At 68.0% G+C, this 16,547-nt stretch carries 14 protein-coding genes and 1 tRNA gene; 2 read left to right on the forward strand and 13 right to left on the reverse strand.

Translation table 11 applies throughout. The features are described from left to right. Positions 1-8 precede the first annotated feature (8 nt). The 4 genes from thrC to argS are packed head-to-tail and all read right to left on the reverse strand — an operon-like array spanning position 9 to position 5,482. Positions 9-1,097, reverse strand: a complete 1,089-nt coding sequence (thrC, locus tag K0O62_RS21210) for a threonine synthase (RefSeq protein ID WP_073858286.1) — start codon at positions 1,095-1,097, stop codon at positions 9-11. Beyond that, complete coding sequence (locus tag K0O62_RS21215) at positions 1,094-2,416, reverse strand: homoserine dehydrogenase (RefSeq protein ID WP_073858287.1); 1,323 nt, start codon at positions 2,414-2,416, stop codon at positions 1,094-1,096. Before K0O62_RS21215 ends, thrC begins: the two co-directional genes overlap by 4 nt. 22 nt (positions 2,417-2,438) lie before the next feature. Next, positions 2,439-3,902: a diaminopimelate decarboxylase gene (gene lysA, locus K0O62_RS21220; RefSeq protein ID WP_165637026.1), complete on the reverse strand. Its 1,464-nt coding sequence runs from the start codon at positions 3,900-3,902 to the stop codon at positions 2,439-2,441. After that, a complete protein-coding gene (gene argS, locus K0O62_RS21225; protein WP_073858289.1) occupies positions 3,830-5,482 on the reverse strand; it encodes an arginine--tRNA ligase in 1,653 nt (550 codons plus the stop codon). Before argS ends, lysA begins: the two co-directional genes overlap by 73 nt. A 103-nt stretch (positions 5,483-5,585) precedes the next feature. Between argS and K0O62_RS21230 the strand changes: the two genes are divergently transcribed. Further along, positions 5,586-5,661: transfer RNA gene (locus K0O62_RS21230), tRNA-Arg, on the forward strand. A gap of 368 nt (positions 5,662-6,029) precedes the next feature. On the opposite strand, the gene K0O62_RS21235 is transcribed toward K0O62_RS21230, so the two are convergent. The 8 genes from K0O62_RS21235 to K0O62_RS21270 all read right to left on the reverse strand — a co-directional run bounded on the left by K0O62_RS21235 (position 6,030) and on the right by K0O62_RS21270 (position 14,172). After that, positions 6,030-7,433, reverse strand: a complete 1,404-nt coding sequence (locus K0O62_RS21235; RefSeq protein WP_073858290.1) for an anion permease — start codon at positions 7,431-7,433, stop codon at positions 6,030-6,032. 30 nt (positions 7,434-7,463) lie between these two features. Further along, positions 7,464-8,213: a succinate dehydrogenase/fumarate reductase iron-sulfur subunit gene (locus K0O62_RS21240; protein WP_073858291.1), complete on the reverse strand. Its 750-nt coding sequence runs from the start codon at positions 8,211-8,213 to the stop codon at positions 7,464-7,466. A 10-nt stretch (positions 8,214-8,223) separates the two neighbouring features. Next, on the reverse strand, positions 8,224-10,170 hold the full coding sequence (locus K0O62_RS21245; RefSeq protein ID WP_073858292.1) for a fumarate reductase/succinate dehydrogenase flavoprotein subunit: 1,947 nt from the start codon (positions 10,168-10,170) through the stop codon (positions 8,224-8,226). Further along, on the reverse strand, positions 10,167-10,862 hold the full coding sequence (locus K0O62_RS21250) for a succinate dehydrogenase cytochrome b subunit (RefSeq protein ID WP_073858399.1): 696 nt from the start codon (positions 10,860-10,862) through the stop codon (positions 10,167-10,169). The genes K0O62_RS21245 and K0O62_RS21250 overlap by 4 nt, the downstream gene beginning before the upstream one ends. 202 nt (positions 10,863-11,064) lie before the next feature. Next, positions 11,065-11,529, reverse strand: a complete 465-nt coding sequence (locus K0O62_RS21255; protein WP_073858293.1) for a pyridoxamine 5'-phosphate oxidase family protein — start codon at positions 11,527-11,529, stop codon at positions 11,065-11,067. Between the two features lie 102 nt (positions 11,530-11,631). Beyond that, the gene (locus tag K0O62_RS29040; RefSeq protein ID WP_308214472.1) at positions 11,632-11,799 is read right to left on the reverse strand and encodes a hypothetical protein; all 168 of its coding nucleotides are present in this window, start codon (positions 11,797-11,799) and stop codon (positions 11,632-11,634) included. Between the two features lie 125 nt (positions 11,800-11,924). Beyond that, the gene (locus K0O62_RS21265) at positions 11,925-12,917 is read right to left on the reverse strand and encodes an SGNH hydrolase domain-containing protein (RefSeq protein WP_073858294.1); all 993 of its coding nucleotides are present in this window, start codon (positions 12,915-12,917) and stop codon (positions 11,925-11,927) included. Between the two features lie 22 nt (positions 12,918-12,939). Next, the gene (locus K0O62_RS21270) at positions 12,940-14,172 is read right to left on the reverse strand and encodes an acyltransferase family protein (protein ID WP_073858295.1); all 1,233 of its coding nucleotides are present in this window, start codon (positions 14,170-14,172) and stop codon (positions 12,940-12,942) included. Between the two features lie 241 nt (positions 14,173-14,413). Here K0O62_RS21270 and K0O62_RS21275 point away from each other — a divergent pair, with 241 nt between their 5' ends. After that, entirely contained in the window at positions 14,414-15,379 is a 966-nt protein-coding gene (locus tag K0O62_RS21275; protein ID WP_073858296.1) for an amidohydrolase family protein, read from the forward strand. A gap of 58 nt (positions 15,380-15,437) precedes the next feature. Here K0O62_RS21275 and K0O62_RS21280 read toward each other — a convergent pair whose 3' ends face one another. Beyond that, positions 15,438-16,460 (reverse strand): zinc-dependent alcohol dehydrogenase family protein, encoded by a 1,023-nt coding sequence (locus tag K0O62_RS21280; protein WP_205870733.1) that lies wholly within the window; start codon positions 16,458-16,460, stop codon positions 15,438-15,440. Between the last annotated feature and the right edge of the window lie 87 nt (positions 16,461-16,547).

The following is a 16,547-nucleotide window of genomic DNA, read 5'->3' on the forward strand; positions in this document are numbered from 1 at the left end:
TCCGACCGTCAGCCCAGACCCAGGTGGGCCACCACGGCGGCCGGATCAACCGGGATCGGAGTCACCTCGGGCATGCCCCTGAGCGCGGTGTCGGGGTCCTTGAGGCCATTGCCGGTGACGGTGCACACCACGGTGGAACCCGGCTTGACCCAACCGTCCTCGATCGACTTGAGCAGGCCGGCAATACTTGCCGCGGACGCCGGTTCGACGAACACACCCTCGGCCGCGGCCACCAGCCGGTAGGCGGCCAGGATCTCCTCGTCGGTGGCGGCCAGGAAGCGGCCCCCGGACTGCTCCTGAGCCTCCACCGCCGAGTTCCAGGACGCCGGCGACCCGATCCGGATGGCGGTCGCGATGGTCTCCGGGTTACGCACCGGCTGACCACTGACCAGCGGCGCGGCTCCGGCGGCCTGCGTTCCGAGCATGCGCGGCAGGCGATCGGAGAGACCGTCGCGGTGGTATTCGCGGTAACCGCGCCAGTAGGCGGTGATGTTCCCGGCGTTGCCGACCGGCAGCGAGTGCACATCCGGCGCGGTGCCCAGCACGTCGATGATCTCGAACGCGGCGGTCTTCTGCCCTTCGATGCGCACCGGGTTCACCGAGTTGACCAGCCCGATGGTCGGGTAGTCCGCGGTCAGTTTGCGGGCCAGTTCCAGGCAGTCGTCGAAGTTACCTTCGACCTGAATGATCTTGGCGCCGTGCATGACCGCCTGCGCGAGCTTGCCCATGGCGATCTTGCCCTGCGGAATCAGCACCGCGCAGGTGATCCCGCCGCGGGAGGCGTAGGCCGCCGCCGAGGCCGAGGTGTTTCCGGTGGATGCGCACAGCACGGCCTGCTGACCGCGCGCGATCGCGTCGGTCACCGCCATCGTCATGCCGCGGTCCTTGAAGGAACCGGTGGGGTTGAGACCCTCCACCTTCAGATACACGGTGCAGCCGGTCTGCTCGGACAGCCGCTTGGCGTGGATCAGCGGGGTACCGCCCTCCAGCAGGGTGACCGGAGTCCAGTCCTTCGCGTCGGGCAGCCGATCCCGGTAGGCCTCGATCAGGCCCGGCCACGCCTTGTGCACCGGCCCGGCGGCCGCTGTGCCACTCATGCTGTTGTCCCTTCCATACGAAGCACGCTGTTGATGGTCTGCACCACGTCCAAATCGGCCAGCGCCTCAACGGTTTCCGACAACGCCGAATCGGTGGCCTGGTGGGTTACCACGACGATCCGGGCGCCGGACAGCTCGCCCTCGTCGTCGGTCATACTCTCCTGGCGCACCTCGGCGATGCTCACCTCACGCTTACTGAATTCCGCTGCCACAGCGGACAAGACGCCCGGGCGGTCCTTGACGTTCATGTTGACGTAGTACCGGGTGGGGATGGCGCCGATCGGAGCGATCGGCAGCTTTGCGTACTTGGACTCTCGGGGGCCGCGGCCGCCCTGCACCCGGTTACGGGCCGCCATCACCAGATCGCCGGTCACCGCCGAGGCCGTCGGCGCACCGCCGGCGCCCTGGCCGTAGAACATCAGCCGGCCGGCCGCCTCGGCTTCGACGACGACCGCGTTGAAGGCGCCGTTGACCGCCGCCAGCGGGTGATCCAGCGGGACCAGCGCCGGGTACACCCGCGCCGAGACCTTCTGCTTACCCTTGCCGGTGGTGAGGCGTTCGCAGATGGCGAGCAGTTTGATGTTGCAGCCCAACGCCTTTGCCGACTCGAAGTCGGCGGCGGTGACCTTGGTGATGCCTTCGCGGTAGACGTCGTCGGCGGTCACCCGGGTGTGGAAGGCGATGGACGCCAGGATCGCCGCCTTGGCCGCGGCGTCGTAACCCTCGACGTCGGCGGTCGGGTCGGCCTCGGCGTAGCCGAGCGCGCTCGCGTCGGCCAGTGCGTCGGCATAGTCGGCGCCGGTGTCGTTCATCGCCGAGAGGATGTAATTGGTGGTGCCGTTGACGATGCCGGCCACCCGCAGCACCGTGTCACCCGCCAGCGACTGCGTCAGGGGCCGGATGACCGGGATCGCACCGGCCACCGCCGCCTCGAAATACAGGTCAACGCGCGCCTTTTCGGCGGCCTGAGCGAGCTCACCGGTGGACTGGGCCATCAGCGCCTTGTTGGCGGTGACGACGGACTTGCCCTGCTGCAGGGCGGTCATGATGGCCTTGCGGGCCGGTTCCACCGGCCCCATCAGTTCCACCACGATGTCGACGTCATCGCGGGACACCAGCGCATCGATGTCATCGGTGAGCAGGCTCACCGGGACACCACGGTCCTCGGCCACCCGGCGAACGCCGATGCCGCGCAGTTCCAGCGGGGCGCCGATACGCGCCTCGAGGTCCGCGGCGCTCTCCTCGATGATCCGGACCACCTCGGTGCCGACGTTGCCCAGTCCGAGCACCGCCACGCCGATCGATTTCTGGTCTGTCATGCGCGAACCTCCTTCGACATCGTTACTGCCCTACTTCCAAGCTCAACAGGTCCTCGATCGTCTCCCGGCGCAGGATCAGCCGCGCGGTTCCGTCCTTCACCGCGACGACCGCCGGGCGGCGCAGCATGTTGTACCGGCTCGACATCGAGTAGCAGTACGCACCGGTGGCGGCGACCGCCAGCAGGTCGCCCGGCCCGAGGTCGTCGGACACCCAGGTGTCGCGGACGATGATGTCGCCGCTCTCGCAGTGCTTTCCGACGATGCGGGCCAGAACTGCGGATCCGTCGCTGACCCGGGACACCAGCCGGGCGTCATACTCGGCGGCGTAGAGGGCGGGCCGGATGTTGTCGCTCATCCCGCCGTCCACGCTGACGTAACGCCGGTGCGCGGTGGGGCTGGTCGCCACGTCCTTGACGGTGCCGACCTCGTAGAGCGTGATGGTGCCCGGTCCGGCGATCGCGCGTCCCGGTTCCACCACCAGGGTCGGGGTGGGCAGCCCGACCGCGGCCGCCTCGTTGGTGACGATGGCCTTGAGTTTGTCGGCCAGTTCCTTCATGGGTGGCGGATCGTCCTGCGGCAGATACGAGATGCCGAGGCCACCGCCGAGGTCGAGAATGCTCATCTGCGCGGTCTTCTCGACACCGAACTCGGCCACCACGTCGGCCAGCAGGCCGAGCAGGCGACGCGCGGCGATCTCGAATCCGGACACGTCGAAGATCTGCGAGCCGACATGGCAGTGCAGACCGACCAGGCGCAGGTTGTCGGTGGCGAAGACGCGGCGCACGGCCTCCATGGCTGCACCGCTGGCCAGCGAGAGGCCGAACTTCTGGTCCTCGTGCGCGGTCGAGATGAACTCGTGGGTGTGCGCCTCCACACCCGGGGTGACGCGTACCAGCACGTCCTGCACGACACCCGCGGCTCCGGCGACGGCCTCCAGGCGTTCGATCTCGATCTCCGAGTCGATCACGATGTGCCCGACTCCGGCGTTCACCGCCGCGGTCAGTTCTTCGACCGATTTGTTGTTGCCGTGCACGGTGATCCGCTCGGCCGGGAAGTCCGCATGCAGCGCCACGGCCAGTTCACCGCCGGTGGCCACGTCCAGCGACAGGCCCTCCTGGTGCACCCAGCGGGCGATCTCACTGCACAGGAACGCCTTGGAGGCGTAGTGCACATGCTCCCCGCCGCCGAACGCGTCGGCGATCTCGCGGCAACGCCCGCGGAAGTCGTCTTCGTCGATGACGAACAGCGGGGTGCCGAACTGCTCGGCCAGGTCTGTCACCGACACGCCGGCAACCGACACCACACCGTCGTCACCGCGAACCAGGTTGCGCGGCCACACGTTCGGGGCCAGCAGCATGATCTCGTCGGTGGTGCGCGGCTGGGCCGGCACGGTACCGGCGGCGTGCTGGCCGCTCACATCCGCTCCGGAGCGCTGACACCGAGGATGGCCAGACCGTTGGCGATGACCTGGCGGGTGGCCTTGCACAATGCCAACCGGGCCCGGTTCAGATCGCCGGCCTCTTCGTCGCCCTGCGGGAGCACCCGGCAGGAATCGTAGAAGCGGTGGTAATCGCCGGCCAGGTCTTCCAGGTAGCGGCACACCCTGTGCGGTTCGCGCAGCGAGGCAGCGGTTTTGAGGACCCGGCCGAACTCACCGAGGTTGCGGATCAGTGTCGCTTCCCGGTCGTGGGTGAGCAGGTCCAGGTGCGCGGTGTCCGCGGTCAACCCGAGTTCGGCGGCGTTGCGCGCCAACGCCGACAGCCGCGCGTGCGCGTACTGCACGTAGTAGACCGGGTTCTCGTTGGACGCGCTCGCCCACAACCCGAGGTCGATGTCGATCGGGCTGTTCACCGAGGACCGGATCAGCACGTACCGGGCGGCGTCCACACCGATCGCGTCCACCAGGTCGTCGAGGGTGATGACGGTGCCGGCCCGCTTGCTCATCCGCACGGGCTGCCCGTCACGGACCAGGTTGACCATCTGCCCGATCAACACCTCGACGGTGGCCGGATCGTCGCCCAGGGCCGCGGCGGCGGCCTTGAGGCGGGCGATGTACCCGTGATGGTCGGCGCCGAGCATGTAGATGCACAGGTTGAATCCCCGCGCACGCTTGTCCAGGTAGTAGGCGAGGTCACCGGCGATGTACGCCGGGTTGCCGTCGCTCTTGATGACCACCCGGTCCTTGTCGTCACCGAAGTCGGTGGTGCGCAGCCAGGTCGCGCCGTCCTTCTCGTAGATGGCGCCGTTGTCGCGCAGTTTGGCGATGGCCTGGTCCACCCGGCCGGACGTGTGCATCGAATCTTCGTGGGTGTACACGTCGAAATCGGTGCCGAACTCGTGCAGCGATTCCTTGATGTGGGCGAACATCAGGTCCACACCGATGGACCGGAAGGTCTCCTGCTGCTGATCGGGCGGCAGGCTCAGCGCATCCGGCGCCTTCGCCAGGATGGCGGTCGCGATGTCGTTGATGTAGGCGCCGGCGTAGCCGTCCTCGGGGGCCGGCTCGCCCTTGGCGGCGGCGATCAGCGACCGGGCGAACCGGTCGATCTGGGCGCCGTGGTCGTTGAAGTAGTACTCCCGGGTCACCTGGGCGCCCTGGGTGGCCAGCAGCCGGCCCAGCGCATCGCCCACCGCGGCCCAGCGGGTCCCACCGATGTGGATCGGGCCGGTCGGGTTGGCCGACACGAACTCCAGGTTGATGTTCTGGGCGGCCAGGTCGGCGGCGTGGCCGTACTCGGCACCGGCGTCGAGCACGTTGGCCACGACGACACCCTGAGCCGACGCTTCGATACGCAGGTTGACGAACCCGGGCCCGGCGATCTCGGCGGCGGCGATCCCGTCGGCGTCGGTGAGCGCGGCGGCCAGCCAGCCGGCCAGTTCGCGCGGGTTGACCCCCACCTTCTTCCCGAGCTGCAGGGCCACGTTGGTGGCGTAATCGCCGTGCTCAGGGTTGCGCGGGCGTTCGACGGTGATCGTCTCGGGCAGCGCGCTGGTGTCGAGGCTGTGCTCGGTCAGGACCGCGGCGGCGGTGGCTCTGAGCAGGGCAGCCAGATCGGCAGGTGTCACGAGGGACCATCCTATGACGCGCGGTCCCCAGGTCCCGAATCCATTACCGGTTCGATGATGCGTTACGCTGTGCACGCCCAACGGCGCAGCTTCATCTGATTGCGCCCCCGTAGCTCAGGGGATAGAGCGTCTGCCTCCGGAGCAGAAGGCCGCAGGTTCGAATCCTGCCGGGGGCACCACGCCGACCAGGCAAAACACCCCAATTTGGGGAAGCCTACCCCTCATCTATCCGTTCGCTGCTGGTTCGGCCTGCCCGTTTTCGGTTGCTGGGCAGCTACGCCCCGCGCACCGCGCCGCCTTGGCTCGTTCCCACAACCCGGTCTCCGCCGGCGGTGCCAACCGTCCCGATTCGATGCCCACCTGGCCCACTGAGGGGCCGCGCCGGGCGGCTCTCACAAATGGGCTATCTCCGCCCAATTCGCACAGTGCGCGAGCCGTTGACCCTTTTCGGGACGGATCAGAGCACATGGCTGCCCCCGGGAGGTCGCGCACCTGGACACTCAGATGAAAGCCGGTTCCGACGCGCTTGCCGTTCGTCCGGGGCACGTCACCAGATGCCGAGGACCTTCATCCACAGCCCGCCGATCGACGTCCAGATCGCGATGTTGAGCACGCTCATCCGGAAGCCGATGCGGAACAACTCCGCGGTCTTGACATAGCCCGATCCGTAGATCACACCGGCCGGCCCGGACGAATAGTGCGCCAGCCCGCCGAACAGGCTGCCGATGAAGCCGAACACCAGCGCGGCGAACAGCGGCGGCGCCCCGGTGGCGATCGCGGCGCCGACGAACACGCCGTACATCGCCACGATGTGCGCGGTGTTGGACGCGAACAGGTAGTGCGAGTAGAAGTAGACCGTCGTCAGGATCGCGAACGCCGCCAGCCACGGCAGCGCGTCCACCGATCCGGCCACCGACTCTCCGATCCAGTCGATGACCCCGAGTTCGTTGAGTTCGGCGGCCATGCCGACCAGGACACCGAAGAACACCAGCGTGCTCCACGCAGACGTGTTGTCGGCCAGGTTCTTCCAGGACAGCACGCCGGTGATGAGCAGGACCGCGATCCCGGTGAATGCGGCGGTGGTGGCGTCGATATCGAGAAAGTCGCCGAGGCACCACAACAGCAACAGCAGCACGAACGTGGCGGCCATGATCCATTCGTGCCGCGACATGGGTCCGGCCTCGCGCAGCTGGGCTCGCGCTTCGTCGGGCGCTTCAGGCGTCTTGTCGACCGTCGGCGGGTAGATCTTCGACATCACCCACGGCACGGCGATCAGGCTGACCGCTCCCGGCACCATCGCCGCCAATGCCCATCGGCCCCAGGAGATCTCGATACCGAAATCCCGGGCTGCCGCTTGTGCGACGGGATTGCCGGCCATCGCGGTCAGGAACATCGCCGACGTGACGACGTTGACCTGTAATGCGGTCAGGGTCAGGAACGCACCGAGCCTCTTGCGCGATTCCTCGGGTTCGGGATGGGAGTCCTCCAGCCGGCTCAGCGAGGCCACCACCGGGAACACCACTCCCCCGCACCGTGCCGTGTTCGACGGTGTGGCGGGCGCCAGGATCAGATCGGTCAACGCCATGCCGTAGGACAGTCCCAGAGTAGAACGCCCCAGGCGGGTGACGAAGAGCAACGCAATGCGCCGCCCCAGACCGGTGATCAGGAAACCCTCGGCGATGAAGAACGCGGCGACGATGAGCCACACCGTCGTATTGGCGAATCCGGCCAGAGCCCTGGCGGCCGACTCGGTCTTGGTCAACATCGCCGCCGCCATACCGATCAGCGCCACCGCCCCGGTCGGCAGCGGTTGCAGGATCAGCCCCAAAATGGTGCCCAGGAAGATGCCCAGCATGCGCATGCCCGTCGGGTCCACCCCGCCGGGCACCGGCAGGAAGTACACCGCGGCGGCGACCAGAACCGGAACACCGGCCTTCCACAGATACGGCACCCATGGTCTGCTCACCGGCGCCCTCCGCCCTCAGTCGGCTCTGCCGCGCAACCGGGACCGCACAACTTCCCGGTTCACCGCCGCGACGGCGGTCAGCGGGATGCTCTCGGGGCACACCATCGAGCACTCGCCATAACTCGAACAGGGCCCGAAGTCCTCCTCCATCTGGGCCACCATCGTCTTGGCCCGCCTACCGCGTTCCTCACGGCCGCGGGTCATCACCGCCAGATGCAGGAGCTTCGCCCCGGCGTAGAGATGCGCGGCACCATTGGGGCAGGCCGCCACACAGGCCCCGCACCCGATACACGCGGCGAAGTCCAGCGCGTACTCGGCGTCATCGTGGGGAAGTGGGTCGGCGTCGGCGTCGCCTGCGGTGCCGGCATCCACGGCGACGTGACCACCCGCCGCCATCATCCGGTCGAGCGCGAAGCGGTCCACGACCAGATCCCGCACCACCGGGAACGCCGCCGACCGGAACGGCTCCAGCCGCACCCGTGCTCCGTCGGTGAACGACCGCACGTGCTGGCGGCACGACGGGGTGTTGGCCAGCGGACCGTGCGGGCGGCCGTCGACGGTGATCCCACACGACCCGCACACCCCCTCGCGGCAGTCGGAGTCGAAGGCCACCGGGTCGTGACCCTCGGCGACCAGGTCGTCGTTGAGCCGGTCCAGCAGCTCCAACAGGGACATCTCCGGGGCCGCATCCTCGACGACGTAGGACTGGAAACCACCGGGCGCGGTGGGTTCGGCTTGGCGCCAGATGTCCAATATCAGCTTCACGCGGCACCTTTCAGGCGTAGTTCCTGGTCTGCAGCGGCACCGCGGAGAAGGCAAGGGGCTCGTCGCGGCGTACCGGGGGCCCGTCGCCGTTGTGCTCCCAGGCCGACACGAAGCACCAGTGCCGGTCGTCGCGCTGGGCCTCTCCACCGCTGGTCTGGTGCTCCACCCGGAAGTGCGCTCCGCAGGATTCGTCGCGGTCGAGCGCGTCGACACACATCAACCGCGCCAACCCGAGAAAGTCGGCCACCCGGCCCGCCTTCTCCAACTCCTGGTTGAACTGCGCACCGGTTCCGGCCACGCGCAGGTCCGCCCAAAAATCGGCGGTCAGCGCGTCGATGTCGACGATCGCCGCCTTCAGTCCGGACTCCGATCGCGACACGCCGCATCCCCGGTAGAGGATTTCGCCGAGCCGGCGGTGGAAGCGGTCGGGTCCCTGCGTGCCGTCGATGGACAGCAGCGCGTCCACCCGCCGTTCGACGTCGGCCAGCGTCGCTCTCACCGCGGGCTGGTCGGAGCCCGGCGCGGTGGTGCCGAGCAGTCCTGCGAGGTAGTTCGGAATCGCATAGGGCAGGGTGAACCATCCGTCGACGCAGGCCGACAGCAACGAGTTGGCGCCGAGCCGGTTCGCGCCGTGATAGGTCCATCCCGCCTCACCGGCCACGAAAAGACCTGGTATAGAGGTCATTTCATCAAAGTCACTCCACAGCCCGCCCATCGCGAAATGCGCCCCCGGCGCGATGCGCATCGGCACCTGGTAGGGATCCTCGCCGGTGGCGTCCGAGTACATCGAGAACAGGTTGCCGTACCGTTCGGCGATCTTGTCCCGCCCCAGCTTCCTCAGCGCATCGCGAAAGTCCAGATACACGCTGTTTTTCAGCGGACCCACGCCGTGGCCGGCTTCGATCTGAGCGCGTGCCGCCCTGGACGAGACGTCGCGCGGCGCCAGGTTGCCGTAGGCCGGGTACATCCGCTCCAGGTAGTAGTCGCGCTCGGCTTCGGGAATGTCGTTGGCGGGGCGGTCATCTCCGGACTTCTTCGGCACCCAGATCCGGCCGTCGTTGCGCAGCGACTCGCTCATCAGAATGGTCTTGGACTGCCACTGTGAGTTCACCGGCAGCGCGGTGGGATGAAATTGGATGAATGACGGCGAAGCGAACAGCGCGCCGCGCAGGTGGGCGCGCCACGTCGCACTGGCATTGGAGTTCTTCGCCAGCGTCGACCGGAAGAACACGTTCCCGTAACCCCCGGTGGCCAGCACCACCGCGTGCCCGGTGAACGCCCGCACCTCGCCGGTGATCAGGTTGCGCGTGACGATTCCGCGGGCCACCCCGTCCTCGACGATCAGGTCCAACATCTCACAGCGCGTGTGGAGGTTCACCGCGCCGGCGTCGACCTGGCGCAGCAGCGCCTGGGTCGCGGCGATCTGCAGCTGCTGACCGGTTTGTCCCCGCGTGTAATAGGTCCGCGAGACCTGCACACCGCCGAACGACCGGGTGGCCAGGCTGCCGCCGTATTCCCTGGCGAACGGTGCGCCGATGGCGTTCATGTGGTCGATCACCCGGGCGGATTCCTGAGCCAGCCGGAAGCAGTCAGCCTCCCTGGCGCGGAAGTCGCCGCCTTTGACGGTGTCCTTGACGAAGCGGCGGACGCTGTCGTTGTCGACCTTGCGTCCGCGCGCGGCATTGATTCCGCCCTGAGCGGCCACACTGTGCGCGCGCCGCGGCGTGTCGTGGAAGGTGAAGGACTCGACGCGGTAGCCGAGTTCGGCCAGCGCCGCCGCGCACCCGGCGCCGGCGAGTCCGGTGCCGACGACGATCACGGTGAACTTGCCGCGGTTCAGCGGGCTGACCAGCCGGTAGTCCAGCAGGCGGCGCTCCCAGGCGGTGGCGGGGTCACCTGCGGGAACCCCGCCGTCGACGGGGCCGCCGACGACGCGCAGCGAACCGGGCGCGGTCACAGCAGGCCCAGTTGGACGGCGACGGGGATGGACATGTTGCCGACGGCCACCGACAGTGCAAGCAGAGCACCGAGGGCGACCAGCACCTGGCGGGCGCGGTGGCCGGTGACCCCGAGATCGTTGACCACCGTCCAGAGGCCGTGCACCAGATGCGCACCGAGCACCGCCATCACGAGGAAGTAGAACAGCGCAACCGCAGGCCGCTCGAAGCTGGCGATCAAATTGTCATACGCGTGGCCGGGACGGTACGCAGCACTGGCCGCCGGTCGGGTGCCCGTCGTGAGGTCGAGAATGTGAAAGACGATGAACAGCAGGAGCACGATGCCCCCGGTCAACATCGTTCGCGCGGTGAAGGTGCGCAATGACCGCATACCGGCGCGCCGGAACCGGCCCCGTGCGCGATGTCCGCGGACGGTGAGCATCGTCGCCGCACCGACATGGGCGACGAGACAAGTCAGCAGCACCACCCGGAAGATCCACAGCGCGCCCTCATAGGGCAACAGCGGTTCACCGAGCGTGCGCAGCCAGTGCGCGTACGCGTCGAAATGCGCTGCGCCCGTGTACACCTTCAGGTTGCCGATCATGTGCACGAGGACGAACAAGGCGAACACCACACCCGTGACCACCATGGTCAGCTTGAGCGTCACAGATGAGGGCTGGGTGCGCCACCGCCATTCGCCGCGCTGCCGCATCGGGCCGCGAGCCACCTCGTGACCCGCGTCGGCGTTGTCGGTGGACGCCGTGTCGTCGATGGTGGATGCCACGATCACCCCCGATCTCTGCCCTGTCTCGAAGCTACGCCGCGTCATGGCACCAGGTCGTCGATCGAGCAATCGATCACAAGCCCATGGACGCACCGCCAACGGACTGCCGGCGTCGCTGCCGTAGGCCTACCTACCGGAATGACGTCGCGGCGGGGGCACCGGCATCCGGGCTTTCGTACCGTCCGGTCTTCTCGCCGAGCCGGATGCGATACACCGCGGCGTGTCCCGCGGTGCCGTGCGCGGGCGGCGGTGTGCCGGACCCACCCGGGCGCAGCAGCGGCATCAGCCGGTCGATGAGCAGTCGCAAGCCGTGCTCGGCGTCCGCGCCGTCGAGTTCCTCGACACGGCCCCAGGCGATCACGCTGCGCCAGGCGTTCAAGGTGTCGACGTGCTCCACCTCGAAGCACACGTCGGGATGGGCTCTCATCGCCTGCCATTTCATGCCCTCGGTGGTGTGCCCGTAGACGGCGCCGTCCTGGTACACGTAGCAGACCGGCACCACATACGGGCGTCCCTGGTGAATGCACCCGATGCGCCCGACTGCCTCGGTGCTCAGCAGTTCCTCGATCTCGTCTGGCGCGAGTGTTCCGAGCATGGTCGGCGGCCCCTCTCTCAGTGCTCACCGCATCGGCCGAGCGGTTTGCTCTTGATGGTGATCCGCGCCGGGACGGCCGGGCAGAGCCATCCGGACCACCTCTTAGGGTCTTACGGCCGTAGCAGGCCGGCCGCCGCTCGCCATCCGGGACAGCACCTCGTCCACGTCGACCTCGCGCACGGTCTCGGCCAGCGACCGCTGATGGCCGAACGGATCCCGCAACACCCCGTAACGGTCACCCCAGAACTGGTCCTCGCGCGGCTGGACCACGGTGGCGCGGTGGGTGTACTCGACCTGCCGTCGTTGAACTCGGAGAAGTCGTCGTTGAGGAACACGGTGGGGCCGTTGATCGCCATGCGGGCGTGTGTGACCCGACACATTTCGGGCGGTCCCGGTCAGCGCGGCGCGGTCAGCGCCGGCACCATGATCTCCTCGAGCGATCCCGACAGGTATCGGGCGTACTCCGCCGTGAGGTGGTACTTCCCGGAGTAGACCAGTTGATCGGCGATCACGGCCGGGCAGACCTCGGTGCAGAACCACGGATCGACGTCGACGTAGGTCTGGCCGGTGAGTTCGGCGGCACCCGACCAGCCCGCCTGATCGGGCAGCGCCTCGGCCGCCGGCACCGCGCACCGGGTGAGATCGGCCGGGTTGCTCGCCACGCACTCCGACGGGCTCTCGGCCGGGCGCGGGATGTTGCCGAGCAGGAAGGCCTGCGTGCCCTCGGGCAGTTCGGCGATGGTCTTCACCAGGGCGTCGCGCCACACCCGCGGGGTCGTGTCACGACCGGGCCCCTGATTACCGCCGTCGAAAAACCCGGCCATCACCACGATCTCGGCCTTCTCCTGCCCGATGATCTCCATCCGCCAGTCCTGCCAGTCATCGCACTCGGTGTAGGCGCGCTCGAGTTGCCACTGGTAATAGGTCAGCGCCGCGGGACCACAGTTGCTCTTGGTCAAGGCGATCACCCGCCACCCATTGCGCTTGCCGATCAGGTCGAGGGCTCCATGCCACATCGACGCGGCGGAATCACCGATCAGCACCATGGTTCGGTCGCCGGCGGTGTCACCGAGTGTGCACGGGCCGATGTCGTCGAGCCGGGTCTGCGCCAGCGCGGGTTCGCAACCCTCGATCGACCACTGCTCGGCGTAGTCGCCGCTGGTGGCCAACAACTCGTCGGTGGTGATGTTCGCGGGGAGGTCGCGCAGATCGGCGGCGGCCTGCACCGCCTGCAACACCTCGGCCTGGGGCACCGCAGCCGGGACGGGCGCCGATCCCGAATCCGGGGCCGCAACCGGGGTGTCAATCCCCGCCTGACATCCGGCCGACATCAGTGCTGCGCACATCGCCACGCCCGCAACGGTCTTGGCGGTCAAGCGCATCGTCATTCAACAATCCTTTCGCAGAGAATCAAAACAACTGCTGGACAAGGGGAACCGGCAGGGACCACCGGTGACGCTCGAAGGCGACGACCGCGAACACGATGGCGATGCTCACCGGGACGATGGCCAGACTCAGCCAGGGACGCATCGCAAGTGCCCGGGAGCGACGGATCGGATCCTCGAATGCGTGGTACATGACCGCCGCACCCGCGAAGGTCGCACCGATGAGCAGCCATTGCATCGGCAGGGAGAAATCCTGGCCGATGCGCGCGGCGGTGATGGCGAAGACCGGCCAGTGCACCAGGTAGAGCGAGTACGAGATATCGCCGATGTAGACGGCGGCGCGGCCACTCAGCGCGGTCGTCGGGACCGTGCGCTGCACGCACATCCCGGCAGTGAGGATCGCCGCGGCGCCGAGCACCGGCACGGCGGCGACCCACCCCGGGAAACGGCTGGTGTGATCGAGGGTGAGGACCGACCACACGATCGCCGCGATACCGGACCAGCCGAGGACGGCGGCCGGCACGGCCGAGATCCTGGTGGCCAACCACGGTTGGGCCACCGCCAACAGGGCGCCGATCGCCAACTCCCACGCCCGGGTCAGCGGCGAGAAGAAGGCCTCGACCCCGTTGCCGGAGGTCAACACGATCGAATACGCGTAACTGGCTGCCACGATCGCGATCAGCGTCCCGAACAGGACCGGCCGCAGCGCGGCCCGGCGCACCCGGGCCGCGACGGCGATCGCGAGGATCACCAGCAGTGGCCACACCAGATAGAACTGCTCTTCCACCGCCAGCGACCAATAGTGCTGCAGCGGAGACGGATCACTGCCCAGCCGGGCGTAGTCGGTGCCGGTCTCGATGAAGTGGAAGTTGGCGAGGAACAGCGACGCGGCCGTCGCGTCCGGCAGCACCCGGGCGCCCCGGAGGAAGTTGGTGAGTTCGAACGTGGCGATGACGGTGAGGGTGATCACCAGGGTCGCGGCGGGGACGATCCGTCGCGCGCGTTTGGCGTAGAAGTCGAGGAACCATGCACCGCGCGACCGCGGGGACTCGCGCAGGAGCATCCGGGTGATCACATAACCGGAGATCACGAAGAAGACGTCGACTCCGACGAATCCACCCGAGAAACCCGGCATGCCGACGTGGTCGAGGATGACCACCAGGACCGCGACCGCGCGCAGGCCCTGAACATCGGCGCGCCGGTGGCCGTATGACGGGGCGGGCTGTGCACCGCGAACGGCACCGACTGCAACCGCCACCAGCCCTGCCTCTGCTACCCGTGAACCGCCCGCGCAGCTCCTGCGGGGCAAGTTAGCAGAAGGTTAGGCTAACCTCAATTCACTCCGATGGAGGTGGACGGCCGCGGGCGAGCCTGCGAGTGCCCGGCGGCACGTCGGCCCCGGTTTCGCTCCCCGAGACCCCGGCCCCGCATTTGCTCCAACTGGTGCCGATGAGGCGCGTAGCGTCGACACCACGGGCATTCGGTGAAAGCGAGACGAGATGCGCACCATCGCACTGGAGGAGCATTTTCTCACCGGCGACCTCGCCCACTACAGCGATGCCACCCGTGAACTGGCCCAGCCCCAGGTCTGGCAGGACGCCTCCAAGCGGCTGACCGACCTCGCCGAACAACGCTTGGCAGATATGGACGCCGCCGGTGTCGATGTCGCGGTCCTGTCGTTGACCGCGCCGGGGATTCAGGCCGAGCCGGATCCGCAGGTGGCGGTGGCCAGGGCCGCCGAGGCCAACGACTTCCTGGCCGGGCTGATCGCCGCCAACCCGACCCGGTACCGAGGGTTCGCCGCGCTGCCACTGCAGAACCCGGACGCCGCGGCGAACGAACTGCAGCGCGCCGTCGAGCAACTCGGGCTGTGCGGCGCGCTGGTCAATGCGCACACCTTGGGCAGCTACCTGGACGCGCCGCCGCTGCGGGTGGTTTGGGAGCGCGCCGAAGCCCTGGACGTGCCGCTGTATCTGCATCCGGCGAACGGGTTCGACACTCCGCATGTCATCGGCGGCCATCCCGAGCTGATCGGACCGATGTGGAGTTGGGGCACCGATACCGCCACGCACGCACTGCGGCTGATCTTCGGCGGGGTGTTCGACGACTTTCCCGGGGCCAAGCTGCTGCTCGGGCACATGGGCGAGAGCCTGCCCTATTCGCTGTGGCGATTGGATTCGCGCTGGGACTGGCACCGCCACCACGGCATCGAACTCGAGCTCGAACATCCCTCGAAGTATCTGCGCCGCAACCTCTACGTCACCACCAGCGGGGTGTGTGACGACGCGCCCCTGCTCTGTGCCCTGTCGGCGTTGGGCCCCGAGCACGTCCTGTTCGCCACGGACTACCCGTATGAGGACATCCGCACTGCGACCGCCTTCCTGGCCGGCGCACCGATCGGCGTGGACGATCGCGCCAAGATCAGTCACCGCAACGCCGAGCGGCTGCTGCACATCGATCCGTGACCGGGCGGTGGGCCCGACCGGCGCGCGCCCGACCCTGCCGGCTACCGGCGGTCGGAAGTCAGAGCCGCAGCAGCACCTTGGTGGCGCGACGCTCGTCCATCGCTGCATACCCCGCAGCGGCCTTCTCGAGCGGCAGCGTGAGGTCGAAAACCCTGCCGGGGTCGATCTTGCGGTCCCAGATCAGCTCGATCAGGTCCGGCAGGAACCGACGGACGGGGGCAGGACCACCGAGCAGGTGGATCTCGGAGAAGAACAGCTCCGGGCCGGGGATCGCGACGTCGTGGCTGACGCCCACGAAGCCCATGTGCCCGCCGGGACGGGTCGCGCGGATGGCCTGCATGGTCGATTCCTGCGTGCCGACAGCCTCGATCACGCTATGCGCGCCGAGCCCGTTGGTGAGCTCCTTGATCTTCGCCACGCCCTCGTCGCCGCGTTCTACGACGATGTCGGTCGCGCCGTAGAAGAGAGCGAGCTGTTGCCGGTCGGGATGCCGCGACATTGCGATGATCCGATCCGCCCCGAGCTGCTTGGCCGCGAGAACCGCCATCAATCCGACCGCGCCGTCGCCGACGACCGCAACGGTCTTACCCGGCCCCGCCTCCGCGGCGACGGCGGCGAACCAGCCCGTGCCGAGCACGTCAGAGGCGGCCAGCAGTGAGGGGATCAAATCTTCGTCCGGCTGACCGGGAGTCGGGACAAGGGTGCCGTCGGCGTAGGGGATGCGGGCCTTATCCGACTGGGTGCCGATCGCCACAGACACGAAGGCCGCATTCACACACTTGGATTGATAACCGGACCGACATATCTCACAGGTGTTGTCCGAGATGACGAACGATCCGACGACGAAGTCGCCGACCTTGATGTTCTTCACATCGGCGCCGATCTCCTCGATGATTCCGACATACTCGTGGCCCATCACCTGGTGGTCGGCGGGTTCGAGACCCCGATAAGGCCACAAGTCCGATCCGCAGATGCAGGTCGCCACGAGACGGACGATCGCGTCGGTGGGCTCGATGATCGTCGGGTCGGCACGCTGCTCCACCCGGACGTCCCCGGCGCTGTACATGATTACTTGACGCATGCTGCCGTGCTCCTCCGGGTCGCCGGTCATGGTCCGGATCCACCGATGACGGTGGTCAGCCGCGGCATCGGTCGTCGCTGACCTTTT

The sequence above is a fragment of the Mycolicibacterium diernhoferi genome, from assembly GCF_019456655.1.
Lineage (GTDB): Bacteria > Actinomycetota > Actinomycetes > Mycobacteriales > Mycobacteriaceae > Mycobacterium > Mycobacterium diernhoferi.

Bases quoted from the DNA above. Each gene is read 5' to 3' on its own strand.
- thrC (WP_073858286.1), bottom strand. From the start codon at position 1,097: ATGAGTGGCACAGCGGCCGCCGGGCCGGTGCACAAGGCGTGGCCGGGC.
- K0O62_RS21215 (WP_073858287.1), bottom strand. From the start codon at position 2,416: ATGACAGACCAGAAATCGATCGGCGTGGCGGTGCTCGGACTGGGCAAC.
- K0O62_RS21250 (WP_073858399.1), bottom strand. From the start codon at position 10,862: ATGCGGCAGCGCGGCGAATGGCGGTGGCGCACCCAGCCCTCATCTGTG.
- K0O62_RS21255 (WP_073858293.1), bottom strand. From the start codon at position 11,529: ATGCTCGGAACACTCGCGCCAGACGAGATCGAGGAACTGCTGAGCACC.
- K0O62_RS21265 (WP_073858294.1), bottom strand. From the start codon at position 12,917: ATGACGATGCGCTTGACCGCCAAGACCGTTGCGGGCGTGGCGATGTGC.
- K0O62_RS21275 (WP_073858296.1), top strand. From the start codon at position 14,414: ATGCGCACCATCGCACTGGAGGAGCATTTTCTCACCGGCGACCTCGCC.
- K0O62_RS21280 (WP_205870733.1), bottom strand. From the start codon at position 16,460: ATGCGTCAAGTAATCATGTACAGCGCCGGGGACGTCCGGGTGGAGCAG.